Source organism: Phascolarctobacterium sp., assembly GCF_045124115.1.
In the GTDB taxonomy this organism is placed as follows: Bacteria; Bacillota; Negativicutes; order Acidaminococcales; family Acidaminococcaceae; genus Phascolarctobacterium_A.
The window spans coordinates 35,225-50,305 of sequence record NZ_JBGVLF010000018.1 but is presented as its reverse complement, the minus strand read 5'-3'; the positions used below and the strand labels follow the sequence as shown (position 1 = coordinate 50,305).

The following is a 15,081-nucleotide window of genomic DNA, read 5'->3' as shown; positions in this document are numbered from 1 at the left end:
AGTTGTGCTTTAGCGTTCGACAATGCGCAAATTGTGGCTGCGTCCGGTTAAGGAACGAGCGCCGCGTTCTGTGATGACGTAGGTGTTTTCCGTACCTACCATGCCCAGACCGGGGAGGGCGATTTTGGGCTCTACGGCAAAGGTCATGCCTGGCTGCAGCAGCTGCTTGAACCCTTTGGCAATGGCAGGTGCTTCGTCCATCACAAGGCCGATGCTGTGGCCGAGAAATTTACCGCCGTTCATAAAGCTGTCGCCATAGACGTTGTTGAAACGTGCCATAGTGCGCAGATAAAGGCTTTCGATAGGCACACCCGGTGCCATCATAGAAACAACTTCCTGCTCCAGTTCTAAGCAGCGTTCTTGGGCAGCCAAAATCTTTTGTCCCTGCTCATCCTTATTAATGTCGCCATAGTAGTAGACTACGGTTTTATCAGTGTGGTAGCCATCAAAACCGCAGGGAATATCAAGGTAGACTAAGCGTCCGGGCTGCAGTTTGCGGAAGGCGTTACCAATGGATTGTACGGCGATACAGGTACCGTTAGTGCCACCGGGGCCGTCAAAGGCAGTGCGGACTAAGCCGCTTTTACCAAAGGCAGCAATACCGATAACTTCTTCGCCCATAGGCAGGTTGAAGCGGGCGATGCCGTGGGAACCGCGGGCAACCATTTCACTGTAAAGCTCAATAGCCAATTGCGCTTCGCTAATACCGCCTTTAATCATGTTGGGGGCAATAACATCCAGAACAGTTTCGTGAATAGCGCCACTTGTTTCCATCATGGATAACTCGTATTTGCTCTTAATCATACGCAAATCTTGGATAATGCTGTCGATAGAACCGATTTCGTCAAAGGGAAAGTATTTGCGGAGCATACGTTCCCAATCTACAGTGGCTTTGCGTACTTCCATGTACATAATCTTGGGGGCATGGCCATAGAAAGCTGCAGCTTCGCGGAAACTGTGCATGGGGCGGATATCGTCGAAATGGGATTCTTTGCAGGCACGGTCATAGCTGCGGCGTACCCAAAAGATAGCATCCTGAGGACGGATAATCAATACACCATCCTGCATGGTGCCCGTAAAGTAATACATGGCAACCTTATGGTTAATGGCTACCATTTCCCAGCCCGGGTGCTCTGCTTCCATAGCTGTACGGAACTTTTGCAGACGTGCTTCCAGCTCGCTGGCAGGAACAGGTCGGATAGAGTCAGTAAAAACGGTGTCTTTCTCTAGAATTGCCATAATGCATCCCTCACAGATAGTTTAAAATTTCTTTAGCGTGGTCAAGAATAATGTCCGGTTTAATATTGCCTTTTTCTACATCTTCCATGGTCGCTTCGCCTGTGAGCACCATAATAGAAAGAATATCGTTGTTCAAACCAAAGGCGATATCTGTAGCCAGACGGTCGCCAACCATGGCGATTTCATCCTTGCTATAGCCTGTTTTGTCTAAAACAACATCTACCATGTATTGGTAGGGTTTGCCAAAGATCAGCTCCGGGGACTTTCCTGTAGCAGTTTTGATTAATTCGATCATAGCACCTGTATCAGGGATGAATTCACCGCCTTCAATGGGGCAGCGTACATCAGGGTGGGTTGCTACGTAGGGAACACCTTTGTCGATCAAACGGCAGGCAATGGTCAAACGGTCATAGGTCAAGGTTTGGTCAAAGCCGACTACTACATAATCCGTTTCTTCTTCCAGGGAGTTGGTCAGGGTGAAGCCTGCTTCCTTAATGGTATCTAAAAGTTGAGGAGTACCTAAAACAAAAAGGCGTGCACCTGGCTTATGGTGGCTCATCCAGTTAGTCAGCGCATCGGAGGAAATCAAAACCTCCTTGCGGGTCACGGGTACGCCTAAGCCGTTCATCTTGTTTACATAATGTTCGTGGCTGCGGGAAGAATTGTTGGTCAGCAGGTAGTATTTACGTCCTGCAGCAGTAAGCTTGTCAAAGAAGCCTTCCATACCGGGAATCAATTCGTTGCCCAAGTTAATGGTTCCATCCATGTCGAATAAAAAGCATTTTATTTTTGCAATACGTGCATAATCATAGGTCATAATTTTGCCTCCGTCCCATTTTTACATCATACCTCTATTATATAGCATTTGGAGAATTTTACCAATAGGAAAGGCAGGTGGAGATGTCAAAAGCTGTTATTTGTGATAAACTAGATACAATCAAAAAGATGGGAGTATGCTTATGAAATATAAGACAGTAATATTCGATTTAGATGGTACACTGCTGGATACTCTGCAGGATTTGGCAGATGCTACCAATCATGCCTTAAAAGTAAATAATATGCCTTTGCGCACCATTGAGGAAGTGCGCATGTTTGTGGGTAATGGTATTGGCAAGCTGATTGAACGTGCTGTGCCTAAAGGTACGGCAGTGGATTTACGGGAAAAGGTTTTGCAGGATTTTACTGTTTTCTACAAGGCTCATTGCAAGGATACTACCGGGACTTATCCGGGAGTTATGGAGCTGCTTACGGCTTTGCGTGCTGCAGGCTGCAAAACAGCCATTGTTTCTAACAAAGCAGATTTTGCTGTGCAGGAACTTGCTAAAGAATATTTTGCCGGATTTTTGGATGCTGCCTGTGGCGAGCAGGCGGGCATTGCCCGTAAACCTGCTCCTGATATGCTGCTAGCTGTAATGAAGCAGTTGGGGGCGGATCCTGCCACTACTGTTTATGTAGGCGATTCCGATACGGATTTACTTACTGCCGCTAACACCGGCGTACCCTGCATTGGTGCCTGCTGGGGCTTCCGTGGGCGTGACTTTTTAGTAGCACATGGCGCGACAATTTTGGCAGAGCGGGTAGAGGATGTCTTGGAGCTGTGTAAATAAAATAGGCTAGGACGAATGTAGTCATGTTACCATATCCCTTCCTCACGTGCGATTTCTTAACGCTCATTGCGTGCAGAATCACAACGAAGATTCGCGGCCAATCTTGTTCGCAGGAACTTTTACTGTTCGGTTCGTTTCACTTCTGTGATTCTACGCACTCATGAGCTAAAATCGCAATGATTCGTCTAGGGATATGGTAATCATGACTGGTTTCATCCTAGCCATAACGTTGTATTTATTCTTTACTATTTCATTTTGCGCATTGCATCTTCAAATTTGTATTCTGCTTCATCAGCTTTGCGGGTGACAGTGTCGAAAATTTCTTGGGAGTCAATTTTAAAGCGTTTGCTTTCATCGCCCAAAGGTTTATCCTTGCAATCCATATTGCCAAATTCTTTAAAGTGTTTCATGCCTTCGGAGCGGGCTTCGTCAAACACTTCTTTAAAGGCAGCAATGTCTTCTGGGCGTCCTGCCTTGAGCCAAGCGTTGGCAACTTTGCCTACAGCATAGGTTACGGAAATGCCCACAGGGATTTGGATGGGAGCGAAGGGAATCAAGGTCACCAGGGTTTGTCCTACGAAGGTAGCGCCCAAGGAGCCCAACAAGCCCAATACAGCGCTTTCGCTAAGCTTGATGCCGCGGAGTTCAGCCAAGCGGGTAATCATGTACACTTCGTTAGCCATGAGGGTCATGGTACCCACGAGGGGAGCCACAACAATGACGCCGGCACGGGCAGCTGCCCAGCGGCAAATTTTTTCCGCTTCTTTTTCAACGTCGATATTGTCTTTGTAGCCATCGGTAATTCTGGTTTCTGCCATAATTGCACCTCTTTTATAAAAATATCCATGCCAAGGAACTTTTCGTGTCTATAAAGCTATTATATCATAAATTGTGACCGTTTTCGACTTTTTGACTTTAATCACAAATATTTTACACATTCACCGTTGGATGTGTTACAATAGTAAGGTATAATCCATCTTGAGCAAAGGAAGAATGCTTATGAAAGCTAAGCTGCAACCGCATACTGTTCCTGTAGGTCGTTTTGCACCTACTCCCAGCGGTTTCCTGCATTTGGGTAATTTGTTCTGCAGCCTTTTGGCTTGGCTTAGTGCCAAAAGCAAGGGAGGCAGGATTATCCTGCGTATTGAGGACTTGGACCCCCAGCGTTGCCCGCGGCAGAACGCAGATGTCCTAGCCAAAGATTTGGAATGGTTAGGGCTCACTTGGGATGAAGGTGCCTATGTAGGGGCGGACAGTGAAGCGTATTTTCAAAGCCAGCGCTCGGAGATATATCGGCAATACTTTGCTAAGTTGGCAGACCAAGATTTGGTCTATCCTTGCTTTTGCAGTAGGGCGGAACTCCATGCAGCGGAAGCGCCCCACCTAAGCGACGGGCGTATTCTTTATGCAGGTACCTGTCGCCATTTGACTGTTGCGGAGCGGGAGGCGAAAGCCAAGACACGCCGTCCTGCTTATAGGGTGCAGGTGGATGACGAAGTAGTATCCTTTGTTGATGGCCACTATGGCTTGCAAAGTTACGAGCTTGCCAAAGAATGGGGCGATTTCATTATTCGTCGCAGTGATGGTGTTTATGCTTATCAGTTGGCAGTGACGGTGGATGATGCTTTAATGGGTGTCAACCAAGTAGTGCGCGGCTGCGACCTTTTAAGTTCTACGCCTATCCAAATTTATTTGTACCGGTTGCTGGGCTTTACGCCACCGGAGTTTTTCCATATTCCGCTACTGACCGCGCCTGACGGGCGCAGGTTGGCGAAGCGTGATGGAGATTTGGAGCTAGGGGTGTTGCGCCGGCATTTTGGCAGTCCGGAACCGATACTTGGTATTTTAGCCTATATGGCGGGGCAGCTGGCAAAACCGGAGCCTGTGCAGGCGGAGGATTTGCTGCCTATTTTTGCTACAGAGAAGATACCAAAGCATAATATAGTGGTTCCCAAGGAACTGTTGCAATTATAAAGTTGAATTTTAGAGGAGGATTTTATGAAGAAGCTTTTGATGAAGTACAAAGTTAACATGCTTTTTGTTGTTATTATGAGCTTGGTTGCCGGTATGGCAGGCAGTCATTTCTTTAACAACCGTTGGCTGGGCTTGATTATTGCTCTGCCTTTGTGCGTTCTGTACATTTACCAAGTGTACCAAGTACAAGCAGATTACCGCGTTGAGCACCAACGCAAAAAACACACCAATAAGTACCGCTAAGAAAAACTAAAGAGGCTGTGACTATATTGTCATGCTGTCTATCCCTTCCTCACGTGCGATTTCTTAACGCTCATTGCGTGCAGAATCACGACGAAGATTCGCGGCCGATCTTGTTCGCAGTAGTTTTTACTGTTCGGTTCGCTTCACTTCGGTGATTCTAAGCACTTATGAGCTAAAATCGCAAATGATTCGTCAGGGATATGACAGCTCTGACAGGTGTCACAGCCTCTTTTTGTATGCCTTTATTCTGCTGCAGCGCGGAGGATGCCGTAAACCATCATAGCGCTGTTGTACAGGTCTTCTTCTTTTAAGAATTCATCTACAGTGTGGACGTTGGCCATGCCGGTACCTAAAATTACACAGGGCACACCATAAGCATTGATAAAATTAGCGTCACTGCCGCCACCGGTCAAATCAACTACGGGAACAAAACCGCAGGCTGCACAGGATTTCTTTGCCAATTCTACAACCTTGCTGTCTTCGGCAACTAAGAAGGAATCGTATTTGTGGTCCACGTGGGCAGTAGCTTTAGCGCCGTATTTTTCGGCACTGGCTACAATGGTGTTGACGATTTCATCGCGAATAGCAACCAGCTTCTCGTTATTGCGGCTGCGGGCGTCGCCTTCAATAGTTACTAAATCAGGTACCACATTGGTGGCTACACCGCCACCGATGATGCCGATGTTGGCAGTGGTTTCTTCATCAATACGGCCATAGCGTTGAACATCAGCCAAAGCTTTAGCGGCAATCATAATGGAGTTGATGCCTTTTTCCGGTTCCAGACCGCCATGGGCCTTTTTGCCGTGGATTTCAATTTTATATTTATATTGGCCGGGAGCGCCTACTACGATTTCACCGGGAGCACCTTCGCCGTCCAGAGCGTAGCCCACATCAGCACGCAGTTTAGACTTGTCCATGGAACGGGAGCCGTTTACGCCGCCTTCTTCCGCAATGGTGAACAAAATTTGGATATCACCGTGGTCGTAGCCATCTTCCAACAACAGGCGGAGGCCTTCTAAAATACCGCTGACGCCGGATTTGTCATCACCGCCTAAAATAGTGGTGCCGTCGCTGTAGAGAATGCCGTCCTTTTGCACAACGGTGGTCCCGCCGCAGGGTTCAACACCATCCATGTGGGCAGAAAGGAGTACGCGGGTTGCACCTGCCTTAGTACCGGGGAGAAAAGCCCACAGGTTGCCGCAGTTGCCGCCTAAAAGCTTGCCTGCTTCATCTTCTTCTACAGTAAAGCCCATAGCGGTCAGCTTGGCAGCCAAATAATCAAAAACAGGGCGTTCCTGCAAGGTGTGGCAAGGGATAGCCACAATTTCTTTAAATTCAGCGAGCATACGCTCTTTGTTGACTTGTAACATAGATAAACCTCCTTGCAATTACAAAATACCGGTGTGCTCTAAAACAATCTTCACACCAATAGCGATTAAAACCAGGCCGCCTATAATATTGGCGTTCTTGCCTACGGCAGAGCCTAAGCGGAAGCCAGCCAAGCCGCCAAAGGCAGCAATGGCAAAGGTGACTACGCCGATCATGGTGGAAGCCAACCAAATATTGGTATTTAAAAAAGTGAGACTGATGCCTACGGCTAAAGCATCAATGCTGGTAGCAACAGCTAGGACAGCCATCTCCTTCGTTGTATAGCTTTTTTTTATGCTGCAGGCTTCGGTGGCTTCACGCATCATGTTGATGCCCAAATAGGCAAGCAGGGCGAAGGCGAGCCAATGGTCATAGGCAGTAATATAATCAATAAAGGAAATTGCTCCGTAGTAGCCGATTACGGGCATCAGGAACTGGAAGAAACCAAACCAGATGCCGAAACGCAAGGCGCCTGCCAAACGATTGGCAGGGGTAAGGACCATGCTGCCGCAGATGGAAACAGCAAAAGCATCCATAGCTAAACTTACGGATAGTAGCAATAACTCAATAAAACCCATATTTTCTCCTTACTTTTCAACTTGTTTTTTCTTTTCCATGCGCAATAGTTGCAGCAAGTGCTGCTGCTCCCTGCTGATTTTAATAACGCGGAAGAAGCTGGCTACGAACATAATGCCTATGGCAATGGCAGCAGCATCTTTGGCAGCGGCTAATAGAATAGCCATGCCTTCATCGTAATGGTTTTCAATTAATTTTGCCATGCCCCTGTACATACCGAGACCGGGGACAATAGGGAAGATGCCGGGAATAACAAAAACTGTGGCAGGGTGCATAAAGACGCGGGCTGCCAACTCACTTAAAATAGCGAGGACAATGGTAGCAATCAGGTTGGCGTAGAAGGAATCTACTTCCATACTATGGCGCATGAGGCAGAAAACAACCCAACCTACACCGCCGATGAGTCCGCTTTGCAGCAGAGTACTTTTGGGTGCTTGGAAAAGTACGGCAAAAGCAGCTGTAGTGACCACAGCGAAGAAAAATGTTTCCGGATAATTAATAGGCACAGCGATACCTCCTCAGCTGCAGATTTTTTAGTCCATGGGCCAGAGCGGCCAACCCCAATGATACCAAGCTAGCAAGCTGAAAGCTAAGCCGATGGCGATGGATGTAGCAAAGAGCAGTGCTTCCGCAATACGGCTGTTGCCGCTGACAAGGTCGCCTGCCATATAGTCACGCAGGCCGTTGGTAAAAGCTACGCCGGGCAAAAAGGGCATCAAGGAACCTACAATAATATTGGTTTGGGTGCACTGCACGCTGACGGCACAGCAGGCAATGGCTACAACGCCAATGGCAGCGCCTGCTAAAGCGTTTTCCCAAAAGGCGCTGGGGCGGTAGCCGCCTAAAGTTTTCAAGAGCAGCATAGCTAGACCACCTGTAATAAAGGCAGCCACAAAATCGTGGCTGTTACCGCCAATCATGCCGGCAAAAGCGCCGGAGCAAATGGCAGAGCCCCAACAGATGGCAGAATTCCCGTAGGGAGGTTCCTTGTTGAGCAAGCCTTCCATATAGGCCATAGCTTCTTCGTAGGTAATGGCGGTTTTGCTCATATTATAGGAAAAATCATTAATAGCGCTAATATTGCTTAAGTTAGTGCTACGATAACGGATACGGCTAATCAGATTGGGGTGATAAGAGTATTCGTCGCCTAAAAGTATAACCGTAGGGGTGACGAATACGTTAATATCGTGGTAGCCGCGGTTGTGGCAGAAACGCATAATAGTATCTTCTACGCGGGATGTTTCTGCACCGCTGCGCAACAGCACTTTGCCCATAGCCAAGGCAAGATTCAAAGTTTGCTCTCTGGAGATTTCCTGCAAAGGTGTAGTCATGGCGTACCTCCTAACAGCTCCGCTACGGCAGCGCGGAAACGGTTAGCACCGCCCATGGATGGATGGGGGACTGCTGTGCAGTCGATTTCGTAGCGCTGCAAGGTTGTAGCTGCCTTTTGTCCGATGGCAACAATCTGCATCTTAGGTACCAGTTCCAAAAGCATTTTAGCATATTCAACGCCTACATCGAGTTCAGGAGTGGTAGGTGTGCGGTTGCTGAGTAGTTTGCTTTCTTTAAAAGGATGGAAAGGGAAGATGTTCCAAAGAATAACATCCCTTGCTGCCAAACCATGGCGGTTTAAGGCGTTCCAAACTACGGTGTCCGTAGGCTCGTTGAACCCTTTAAGCTTTTGAGTATTGTTTAAAAGTTCGCTCTTAGGGTCGCTGGTGCGGCGGTACTGCCAGGTGCCTAAAACGCTTTCTTGTTCTACGTCGGCGTGATTGCCTAACAAAATGCGTTCCGAGGTAATGGCGATGCCGCTGAAATGACCGCCTTGATAGCCCAAGGCTTCCGCAATAAAAAGATAGTGGGCGTCCTGCCGCAGTTCCAGATAACGGCGCAGATTGGCGCTGCGGATTACCGGAGCTTCGGGTCCGATGTCGCAGCTAGGGGCGTACTCCCGCCAAGGGTTGAAAACTAAAGGGCTTTGGTAGCTTTGCAATTTATCGATAAAAGTAGTAATGTCCATCATAACTCCTCCATTCCTTTATTATACTCTAAAGCCGTGCAGCGGGGCAATAAAAAAAGCTCCCCGCTGATGGGGAGCACAGGTTTTAAGCGAAATAAAGGATATAAATTGCTGCCGCTAGTACAGGCACAAAAGCAGCGGCATGGACAAAATCCTTATGCTTTATGGAACGATAGATGGCACGCAGGGCAACGATGCCTAAGAAAATCATTATGGGTGTATCAACTTCGTGATAAAAAGCTGCAAAGGTATCTGGGGACATGGTGATTTCTCCTTTCAAAAATTGCACAGCCTATAAAAAAACACCCGCCCAAAAGCAGGTGTTAACTTTCCAATGGTGCCTCAGCACAGAATCGAACTGTGGACACAAGGATTTTCAGTCCTTTGCTCTACCAACTGAGCTACCGAGGCAGAATGGCGACCCGGATGGGACTCGAACCCACGACCTCCGCCGTGACAGGGCGGCATTCTAACCAACTGAACCACCGGGCCATTTGTAAATAAAAAACGGAAGCTTTGTAAGTTTCCGTCATAAGCGAATATGGTGGGCGCTAACGGGATCGAACCGCTGACATTCTGCTTGTAAGGCAGACGCTCTCCCAGCTGAGCTAAGCGCCCGTGTATTTGGTGACCGGTGGGGGAATCGAACCCCCGATACCGCCGTGAAAGGGCGGTGTCTTAACCGCTTGACCAACCGGCCAAATAATGGTGACCCATGTAGGCCTCGAACCTACGACACCCTGATTAAGAGTCAGGTGCTCTACCAACTGAGCTAATGGGCCGTGGTCACGTTACTTGAATATCATACACGATATCAGGAACTTTGTCAACAACTTTTTTTAAAAAGTTTAGAAGTTTTTTGCGTGTGTTCTCTTTCCTCTTTTAGTATGCTATAATAAGCATATAAAACCAGTTGTTTTAGATCTATTGATTTTGTTATATGGAGGGAATTGTTATGCAATACGATATTGCCGTTATTGGTGGCGGCCCTGCAGGCGTTTCTGCCGCTATTACCGCAGCCAGCAAAGGTCGCAAAGTTATCCTCTTTGAAGCTCACGGGTTCAGCCCCCGTTTGCGCAGTGTAGCGAAGATTTCTGATTATATGGGTATTCCTGATGTTTCCGGTACGGAGCTGATGGATATTTTTGTCAAACATCTTTTCCAATCCGGTACAGATGTTGTTGAAGAAAAAATTATTTCTTTGCGTGAGGTTGGTGAAGGCTTTGTGCTGGGCACCCCCACCGGTGATTATACAGCTGATGCTGTTGTGCTGGCTACAGGTATTTCCCGTTCTACCTTGATTCCAGGTGAAAAGGAATTCTTGGGCAAAGGCGTAAGCTACTGCGCTTTAGTGGACGCTCCTAAATTTAAACATAAACGTGTTGCTGCTATTGCTACGGTTCCTGATGCCTTGAATGAAATTGAATATTTGGCGGATCAAGTGGAGCAGGTTTTCTTCTTCCCCCGCTATCAAGGCTTTGTGCCTCCCAAAAAGAAAAATATTACTGTTGTTCTCGATACTCCTACGGAAATTACCGGTACGGATAAAGTTACGGGTCTGCGTGCAGGGGATGATTTCTACAGCGTTCAAGCTGCTTTTGTTTTCCGTGCCAGCGATCCTTTGAACAGCTTCTTGCCCGGTTTGGAAATCCGTGGCCGCAGTATCTATGTTGATGATCAGGCAGAAACCAATATTGAGGGCGTTTTTGCCGGCGGTGACTGCACCGGTCAGCCTTGGCAGGTAAATCGTGCTGCAGGTCAAGGGCAAAAGGCTGCTTTAAGCGCTATCCGCTATTTAGGTCGTCGTGATGAGGGCATAAATTATTAAGGAAAGCTTTTTTATCACGGTAATTTGTGATAAAATATAGTTTATGATATTCTAGGAAAGCGTTAGTAGAAGCTTTCTGATGATTTGGAGGAATCTATTATGTTAGATATGAAATTTGTCCGCGAAAATCCGGACAAAGTTGTTGAAGCTGTAAAAAATCGTTGTGGCAATCTTGATTTGACTGAATTCCTTGATTTGGACAAGAAACGCCGTGAACTGACCCAACAAGTTGAGGCGCTGAAAAAAGAACGTAACACTGCTTCCATGGAAATTGGCAAGCTGAAAAAAGCAGGTCAGGACGCTACCGAACAAATGGCAGCAGTTCGTGCTTTAGGCGACAAAATCGCTGACGATGATAAAGAGCTGAAAGCTATTGAAGACCGTTTGAAAGCAATCCTGCTGACCATTCCTAACATTCCTGCTGAAGATGTACCTATCGGTGCTGACGATACCTGCAATCCTGTAGTTCGCACTTGGAGCGAGCCTACTAAATTTGACTTTGAACCCAAACCCCACTGGGAAATCGGCGAAAAGCTGGGCATTCTGGATTTTGAACGCGGCGTAAAAGTTAGCGGTGCTCGCTATGTATTCTACAAAGGTCTGGGCTCCCGTTTGGAACGTGCAGTAATCAACTTCTTCCTGGATCTGCACACCCAAAAACACGGCTACACTGAATTCTTCCCGCCTTTCATCGTTAACGGCGCTTCCATGCAAGGTACCGGCCAACTGCCGAAATTTGCTGAAGATATGTACAAGCTGGAAAACGGCGATATGTACTTGATTCCTACTGCAGAGGTTCCTGTTACCAACTATCATCGCGATGATATGCTGACCGGTGACCAACTGCCTTTGAAATACACCGCATACAGCGCATGCTTCCGTGCAGAAGCAGGTGCAGCAGGCCGTGATACCCGTGGTTTGATCCGTATGCATCAATTCAACAAGGTTGAATTGGTTAAGTTCACTAAACCGGAAGAATCCTGGGCTGAGCTGGATAAGCTGACTAACGACGCTGAAGAAGTTCTGCAACTTTTGGGCCTGCCCTACCATGTTGTACGTCTGTGCACCGGTGACTTGGGCTTCAGTTCTGCAACCACCTACGACTTGGAAGTATGGCTGCCTGCAGCTAACTGCTATCGTGAAATTTCTTCCTGCTCCAACTTCTTGGACTTCCAAGCACGCCGTGCTAACATCCGTTTCCGTCGTGACGCTAAGTCTAAACCGGAATTTGTACATACCCTTAACGGCAGCGGCGTAGCTGTAGGCCGTACCGTAGCTGCAATTTTGGAAAACTACCAACAAGCCGATGGCAGTGTTGTAGTGCCTGAAGTTTTGCGCAAATACATGGGCTGCGACGTAATCGAGGTTCCTAAAAAATAACCAGTCGTTTTTGTAACCGGATAGCCTTTATGGCTGTCCGGCTTTTTTATTTTTCGATGATGTTTTAGTACAAGGATGTTTTTTCAGTAAATAATGCGTTACAAGAATTTACAGTTTTTTCAAAATTTGTTCAGTTGTGCTTGTGTATGAATTTTAGCTATGATATAATTTAAGCGTATGTATACAAAAAAATCTAAACTTTATGATGTATAGTAAAATATTGCTTTAGGAAGGTGTATGGAAATGACTGTAGATTACAACAAAATCATCGGTACACGTGTTAAGCTAATTCGTATTAGTAGGAATATTTCCCAAACAGAACTTGCTAAACAGATTGATGTAACCCAGACGCATTTGAGTAATATTGAAAACGGCCGTGCAGGGTTAACTTTGCTTAATCTGATTAAGTTGCACAAGGCTTTAGATTGTTCATGTGCTAATTTCTTTGTGGATATAGACGAAGTTAAAATGCAAGAAAAAGATGATGAAGACGAAAAAATTTCGGTAAAAGAATTTAATGAGTTAGTACGGTTGCTAAGGGAAAGCAAAAAATAAATCAGGATTTCTTCCCAAAAATGGCAAATTTTCCTTGCAAAGAAGGTTAATTGGCTGTTTTTGTAAAATTTTGCCGAACTCCTCAAAAAAATTCGATTTTCGGCCCTTTTCCTATTGTACTTTCTGACGATTGTGGTAAAATTTAGAAAGTAAATGCTAATGCAAGGGGAGAGTGGATATGAAGAGAGATAAACATTTTCAAATCGGTCGTGAGGCTGTAGAAAAATTGGCGGCGGAGTATGGTTCCCCGCTGTTGGTTCTTTCTTTGGAAGAAGTTAAGAAAAGCTATAATGTTTTAAGAGAGTATATGCCCCGGGTACGCGTTCATTACGCGATTAAGGCTAACCCCCATCCGGAAATCTTGCAAGTGATGCGTGATTTAGGGTCCTGTTTCGACGTTGCTTCTGACGGCGAAATCCGCACCTTGAACGCCATGGGTGTGGAAGGCAGTAGGATGATTTATGCTAACCCGGTTAAGCTGGGTGTGGGTTTGAAGGCATGCTGCGATTGCGGTGTTACAAAAATGACCTTCGACAGCGCCAGCGAAATAGATAAAATTAAAAAGCAATGCCCTAACGCTACAGTTCTGTTGCGGTTGCGTATTGATAATTCTTCTGCTCATGTAGATTTAAACAAGAAATTCGGTGCTTCCCGTGAAAACGCTTTAGCACTGATGCAGTATGCTAAGGATGCAGGCTTAGACATGGCAGGTATTGCCTTCCATGTAGGTAGCCAAACTGTTAGCGCAGACCCATATCTGCGTGCGTTGGATATTACTCGCGAGCTTTTTGAAGAAGCGGAAGCAGTAGGTTTGCACCTGCGTATTTTAGATATCGGTGGTGGGTTCCCCATTCCTGAGCCCAAGGTTAAGTTTAATCTGCCGGAAATGCTCAAGCAAATTAACGCACGTTTAGAAGAAGATTTTGCTGATGCGGAAATTTGGGCAGAACCAGGTCGCTACATCTGCGGTACTGCAGTAAATCTGATTACCAGTGTTGTAGGCGTAACTGAGCGTGGCGGTCAGCCTTGGTACTTCTTGGATGAAGGTCTGTATGGTACTTTCTCCGGTGTTTTATTTGACCAATGGGATTTCAAGCTGCTCAGCTTTAAGGATGAGACAGAAAAGATTCCTGCGACTTTCGCCGGCCCCAGCTGCGACAGCTTGGACATCATGTTCCGCGGTCGCATGACTGCTCCGTTGGAGGTAGGGGATTTGTTACTTGTTCCCAGCTGTGGTGCCTACACTTCCGCTTCTGCAACTACCTTTAACGGCTTTAGCAAAGCACGTTTCGTAGTTTGGGAAGAAGTTAAAGAAACTTTAGATTTAGCAGAATAATAGATATGCCTGAAAGAGGATGATGTATTGTCATCCTCTTTTTCATCTTCTATCCTTCTTTTTGTAGTCTTGACAGGGAATAAGTGCTATAATTATAGTGATATAAAAGGCTACTGCTTTAAAGTAGCAAAGGAGGTTTTGGTTGTGAATAAAAATGCACCTATCGGCGTACTGGATTCTGGCGTAGGCGGTTTGTCCGTCCTTAAATGCTTGCACCAGTTGCTGCCGCACGAGGATTTTATATATGTGGGCGACACTGCCCGCACCCCCTACGGCACCCGTCCTGAACAAGAAATCCGTGGCTTTGTAGCGGAAATTATTGATTGGCTGGCAGCTCAAGGCGTTAAGGAAGTAGTTATTGCCTGCAACACCTTGACTATGTTGGGGGTTGATTCTCTTAAAGGCGACCACAAATTCCCTATCGTGGGTATGTCCAAAGGTGAAAAGCTGCTTTTAGAAGCTAGTAAGAAGAAAAAGATCGGCGTGTTCGCTACTCCTTTCACCATCAGCACGGAGGCTCACAAAAAGGCTATTTTGGCAGCGGACCCCACGGCCGAAGTTTATCCCATGCCCTGTCCTAAATACGTTCCTTTGATTGAGGGCGAGCAGTTTGACAGTCCTGAGCTGCCTGCTGCTATTGCGGAATACGCAGCTCCTTTAAAGGAAGCAGGCATAGATGCTCTCATCCTTTCCTGCACTCATTATCCTTTCATTAAAAAACAAATTGAAGCAGAATTCGGTCCGGAAGTAACTGTTATCGACCCTGCGGAAGCAACCAGCTATTTGGCTATTGATGCCCTTAAGGAAATTGGGGCGCTGCGGGAAGACGGCGCAGGCAAGGTAACTGTCTGCGGTACTGCTGATATTGACCGTGTCCGTCGTTTGGCAGAACGCATGCTGCCAGTGGAAGATTGCCAATTCAAAGAAATTAACTTAGCAGATAAATAATTTTACA

The 15,081-nt window shown here is 46.6% G+C and carries 17 protein-coding genes and 5 tRNA genes; 8 read left to right on the top strand and 14 right to left on the bottom strand.

All coding sequences use genetic code 11. The features are described 5' to 3' along the window. Window positions 1-9: 9 nt before the first annotated feature. Window positions 10-1,239 carry a M24 family metallopeptidase gene (locus ACJMM4_RS02915; RefSeq protein WP_405379438.1) on the bottom strand — a complete coding sequence of 410 codons (1,230 nt, stop codon included), beginning with the start codon at window positions 1,237-1,239 and terminating at the stop codon, window positions 10-12. Window positions 1,240-1,249: 10 nt separating this feature from the next. After that, the gene (locus ACJMM4_RS02910; protein ID WP_405379439.1) at window positions 1,250-2,056 is read right to left on the bottom strand and encodes an HAD-IIA family hydrolase; all 807 of its coding nucleotides are present in this window, start codon (window positions 2,054-2,056) and stop codon (window positions 1,250-1,252) included. 142 nt (window positions 2,057-2,198) lie between these two features. Between ACJMM4_RS02910 and ACJMM4_RS02905 the strand changes: the two genes are divergently transcribed. Beyond that, window positions 2,199-2,846, top strand: a complete 648-nt coding sequence (locus ACJMM4_RS02905; protein WP_405379440.1) for an HAD family hydrolase — start codon at window positions 2,199-2,201, stop codon at window positions 2,844-2,846. 245 nt (window positions 2,847-3,091) lie between these two features. Here ACJMM4_RS02905 and ACJMM4_RS02900 read toward each other — a convergent pair whose 3' ends face one another. Continuing rightward, entirely contained in the window at window positions 3,092-3,664 is a 573-nt protein-coding gene (locus ACJMM4_RS02900) for a hypothetical protein (protein ID WP_405379441.1), read from the bottom strand. A 181-nt stretch (window positions 3,665-3,845) separates the two neighbouring features. Here ACJMM4_RS02900 and gluQRS point away from each other — a divergent pair, with 181 nt between their 5' ends. Together gluQRS and ACJMM4_RS02890 are read left to right on the top strand one after the other, a co-directional pair. Further along, window positions 3,846-4,820 carry a tRNA glutamyl-Q(34) synthetase GluQRS gene (gene gluQRS / locus ACJMM4_RS02895; RefSeq protein WP_405382976.1) on the top strand — a complete coding sequence of 325 codons (975 nt, stop codon included), beginning with the start codon at window positions 3,846-3,848 and terminating at the stop codon, window positions 4,818-4,820. Between the two features lie 24 nt (window positions 4,821-4,844). After that, window positions 4,845-5,063, top strand: coding sequence for a hypothetical protein (locus ACJMM4_RS02890; protein WP_405379443.1), 219 nt, complete (start codon window positions 4,845-4,847; stop codon window positions 5,061-5,063). 242 nt (window positions 5,064-5,305) lie between these two features. Here the strand turns inward: ACJMM4_RS02890 and ACJMM4_RS02885 are convergent, their stop codons facing one another. The 11 genes from ACJMM4_RS02885 to ACJMM4_RS02835 form a co-directional block, all read right to left on the bottom strand. Then, window positions 5,306-6,433 (bottom strand): M20/M25/M40 family metallo-hydrolase, encoded by a 1,128-nt coding sequence (locus ACJMM4_RS02885; RefSeq protein ID WP_405381450.1) that lies wholly within the window; start codon window positions 6,431-6,433, stop codon window positions 5,306-5,308. Between the two features lie 18 nt (window positions 6,434-6,451). Continuing rightward, window positions 6,452-7,009 carry a manganese efflux pump MntP family protein gene (locus ACJMM4_RS02880; RefSeq protein ID WP_405382974.1) on the bottom strand — a complete coding sequence of 186 codons (558 nt, stop codon included), beginning with the start codon at window positions 7,007-7,009 and terminating at the stop codon, window positions 6,452-6,454. Between the two features lie 9 nt (window positions 7,010-7,018). Further along, window positions 7,019-7,513: a threonine/serine exporter family protein gene (locus ACJMM4_RS02875; protein WP_405381454.1), complete on the bottom strand. Its 495-nt coding sequence runs from the start codon at window positions 7,511-7,513 to the stop codon at window positions 7,019-7,021. A 27-nt stretch (window positions 7,514-7,540) separates the two neighbouring features. Beyond that, window positions 7,541-8,338 carry a threonine/serine exporter family protein gene (locus ACJMM4_RS02870; protein WP_405381456.1) on the bottom strand — a complete coding sequence of 266 codons (798 nt, stop codon included), beginning with the start codon at window positions 8,336-8,338 and terminating at the stop codon, window positions 7,541-7,543. Further along, window positions 8,335-9,030 carry a uracil-DNA glycosylase gene (locus tag ACJMM4_RS02865; RefSeq protein WP_405381458.1) on the bottom strand — a complete coding sequence of 232 codons (696 nt, stop codon included), beginning with the start codon at window positions 9,028-9,030 and terminating at the stop codon, window positions 8,335-8,337. The genes ACJMM4_RS02870 and ACJMM4_RS02865 overlap by 4 nt, the downstream gene beginning before the upstream one ends. Window positions 9,031-9,112: 82 nt before the next feature. Continuing rightward, window positions 9,113-9,289 carry a hypothetical protein gene (locus ACJMM4_RS02860; protein WP_405381460.1) on the bottom strand — a complete coding sequence of 59 codons (177 nt, stop codon included), beginning with the start codon at window positions 9,287-9,289 and terminating at the stop codon, window positions 9,113-9,115. A 73-nt stretch (window positions 9,290-9,362) separates the two neighbouring features. Continuing rightward, window positions 9,363-9,438, bottom strand: a tRNA-Phe gene (locus ACJMM4_RS02855). A 4-nt stretch (window positions 9,439-9,442) separates the two neighbouring features. Next, window positions 9,443-9,519: transfer RNA gene (locus tag ACJMM4_RS02850), tRNA-Asp, on the bottom strand. Window positions 9,520-9,569: 50 nt separating this feature from the next. Further along, window positions 9,570-9,645 (bottom strand) — tRNA-Val (locus ACJMM4_RS02845). A gap of 7 nt (window positions 9,646-9,652) precedes the next feature. Beyond that, window positions 9,653-9,727: transfer RNA gene (locus ACJMM4_RS02840), tRNA-Glu, on the bottom strand. A 6-nt stretch (window positions 9,728-9,733) separates the two neighbouring features. Then, window positions 9,734-9,809: transfer RNA gene (locus ACJMM4_RS02835), tRNA-Lys, on the bottom strand. A gap of 173 nt (window positions 9,810-9,982) precedes the next feature. Here ACJMM4_RS02835 and ACJMM4_RS02830 point away from each other — a divergent pair. From ACJMM4_RS02830 to murI, 5 genes are all read left to right on the top strand, one after another. Further along, the gene (locus tag ACJMM4_RS02830) at window positions 9,983-10,855 is read left to right on the top strand and encodes an NAD(P)/FAD-dependent oxidoreductase (protein ID WP_405381462.1); all 873 of its coding nucleotides are present in this window, start codon (window positions 9,983-9,985) and stop codon (window positions 10,853-10,855) included. Window positions 10,856-10,954: 99 nt separating this feature from the next. Beyond that, window positions 10,955-12,235, top strand: a complete 1,281-nt coding sequence (gene serS / locus ACJMM4_RS02825; RefSeq protein WP_405381464.1) for a serine--tRNA ligase — start codon at window positions 10,955-10,957, stop codon at window positions 12,233-12,235. 237 nt (window positions 12,236-12,472) lie between these two features. Continuing rightward, window positions 12,473-12,790 carry a helix-turn-helix domain-containing protein gene (locus ACJMM4_RS02820; protein WP_405380903.1) on the top strand — a complete coding sequence of 106 codons (318 nt, stop codon included), beginning with the start codon at window positions 12,473-12,475 and terminating at the stop codon, window positions 12,788-12,790. A 178-nt stretch (window positions 12,791-12,968) separates the two neighbouring features. Next, entirely contained in the window at window positions 12,969-14,126 is a 1,158-nt protein-coding gene (locus tag ACJMM4_RS02815; RefSeq protein WP_405380901.1) for a type III PLP-dependent enzyme, read from the top strand. A gap of 144 nt (window positions 14,127-14,270) precedes the next feature. Further along, complete coding sequence (murI, locus tag ACJMM4_RS02810) at window positions 14,271-15,074, top strand: glutamate racemase (protein ID WP_405382972.1); 804 nt, start codon at window positions 14,271-14,273, stop codon at window positions 15,072-15,074. The last annotated feature ends 7 nt before the right edge of the window (window positions 15,075-15,081 follow it).

Coding starts and splice junctions, on each gene's coding strand:
- serS (WP_405381464.1), top strand. CDS start 10,955: ATGTTAGATATGAAATTTGTCCGCGAAAATCCGGACAAAGTTGTTGAA.
- ACJMM4_RS02860 (WP_405381460.1), bottom strand. CDS start 9,289: ATGTCCCCAGATACCTTTGCAGCTTTTTATCACGAAGTTGATACACCC.
- ACJMM4_RS02880 (WP_405382974.1), bottom strand. CDS start 7,009: ATGGGTTTTATTGAGTTATTGCTACTATCCGTAAGTTTAGCTATGGAT.
- ACJMM4_RS02830 (WP_405381462.1), top strand. CDS start 9,983: ATGCAATACGATATTGCCGTTATTGGTGGCGGCCCTGCAGGCGTTTCT.
- gluQRS (WP_405382976.1), top strand. CDS start 3,846: ATGAAAGCTAAGCTGCAACCGCATACTGTTCCTGTAGGTCGTTTTGCA.
- ACJMM4_RS02885 (WP_405381450.1), bottom strand. CDS start 6,433: ATGTTACAAGTCAACAAAGAGCGTATGCTCGCTGAATTTAAAGAAATT.
- ACJMM4_RS02820 (WP_405380903.1), top strand. CDS start 12,473: ATGGAAATGACTGTAGATTACAACAAAATCATCGGTACACGTGTTAAG.
- ACJMM4_RS02870 (WP_405381456.1), bottom strand. CDS start 8,338: ATGACTACACCTTTGCAGGAAATCTCCAGAGAGCAAACTTTGAATCTT.
- ACJMM4_RS02900 (WP_405379441.1), bottom strand. CDS start 3,664: ATGGCAGAAACCAGAATTACCGATGGCTACAAAGACAATATCGACGTT.
- ACJMM4_RS02865 (WP_405381458.1), bottom strand. CDS start 9,030: ATGATGGACATTACTACTTTTATCGATAAATTGCAAAGCTACCAAAGC.
- ACJMM4_RS02910 (WP_405379439.1), bottom strand. CDS start 2,056: ATGACCTATGATTATGCACGTATTGCAAAAATAAAATGCTTTTTATTC.
- ACJMM4_RS02905 (WP_405379440.1), top strand. CDS start 2,199: ATGAAATATAAGACAGTAATATTCGATTTAGATGGTACACTGCTGGAT.
- ACJMM4_RS02915 (WP_405379438.1), bottom strand. CDS start 1,239: ATGGCAATTCTAGAGAAAGACACCGTTTTTACTGACTCTATCCGACCT.
- ACJMM4_RS02815 (WP_405380901.1), top strand. CDS start 12,969: ATGAAGAGAGATAAACATTTTCAAATCGGTCGTGAGGCTGTAGAAAAA.
- ACJMM4_RS02890 (WP_405379443.1), top strand. CDS start 4,845: ATGAAGAAGCTTTTGATGAAGTACAAAGTTAACATGCTTTTTGTTGTT.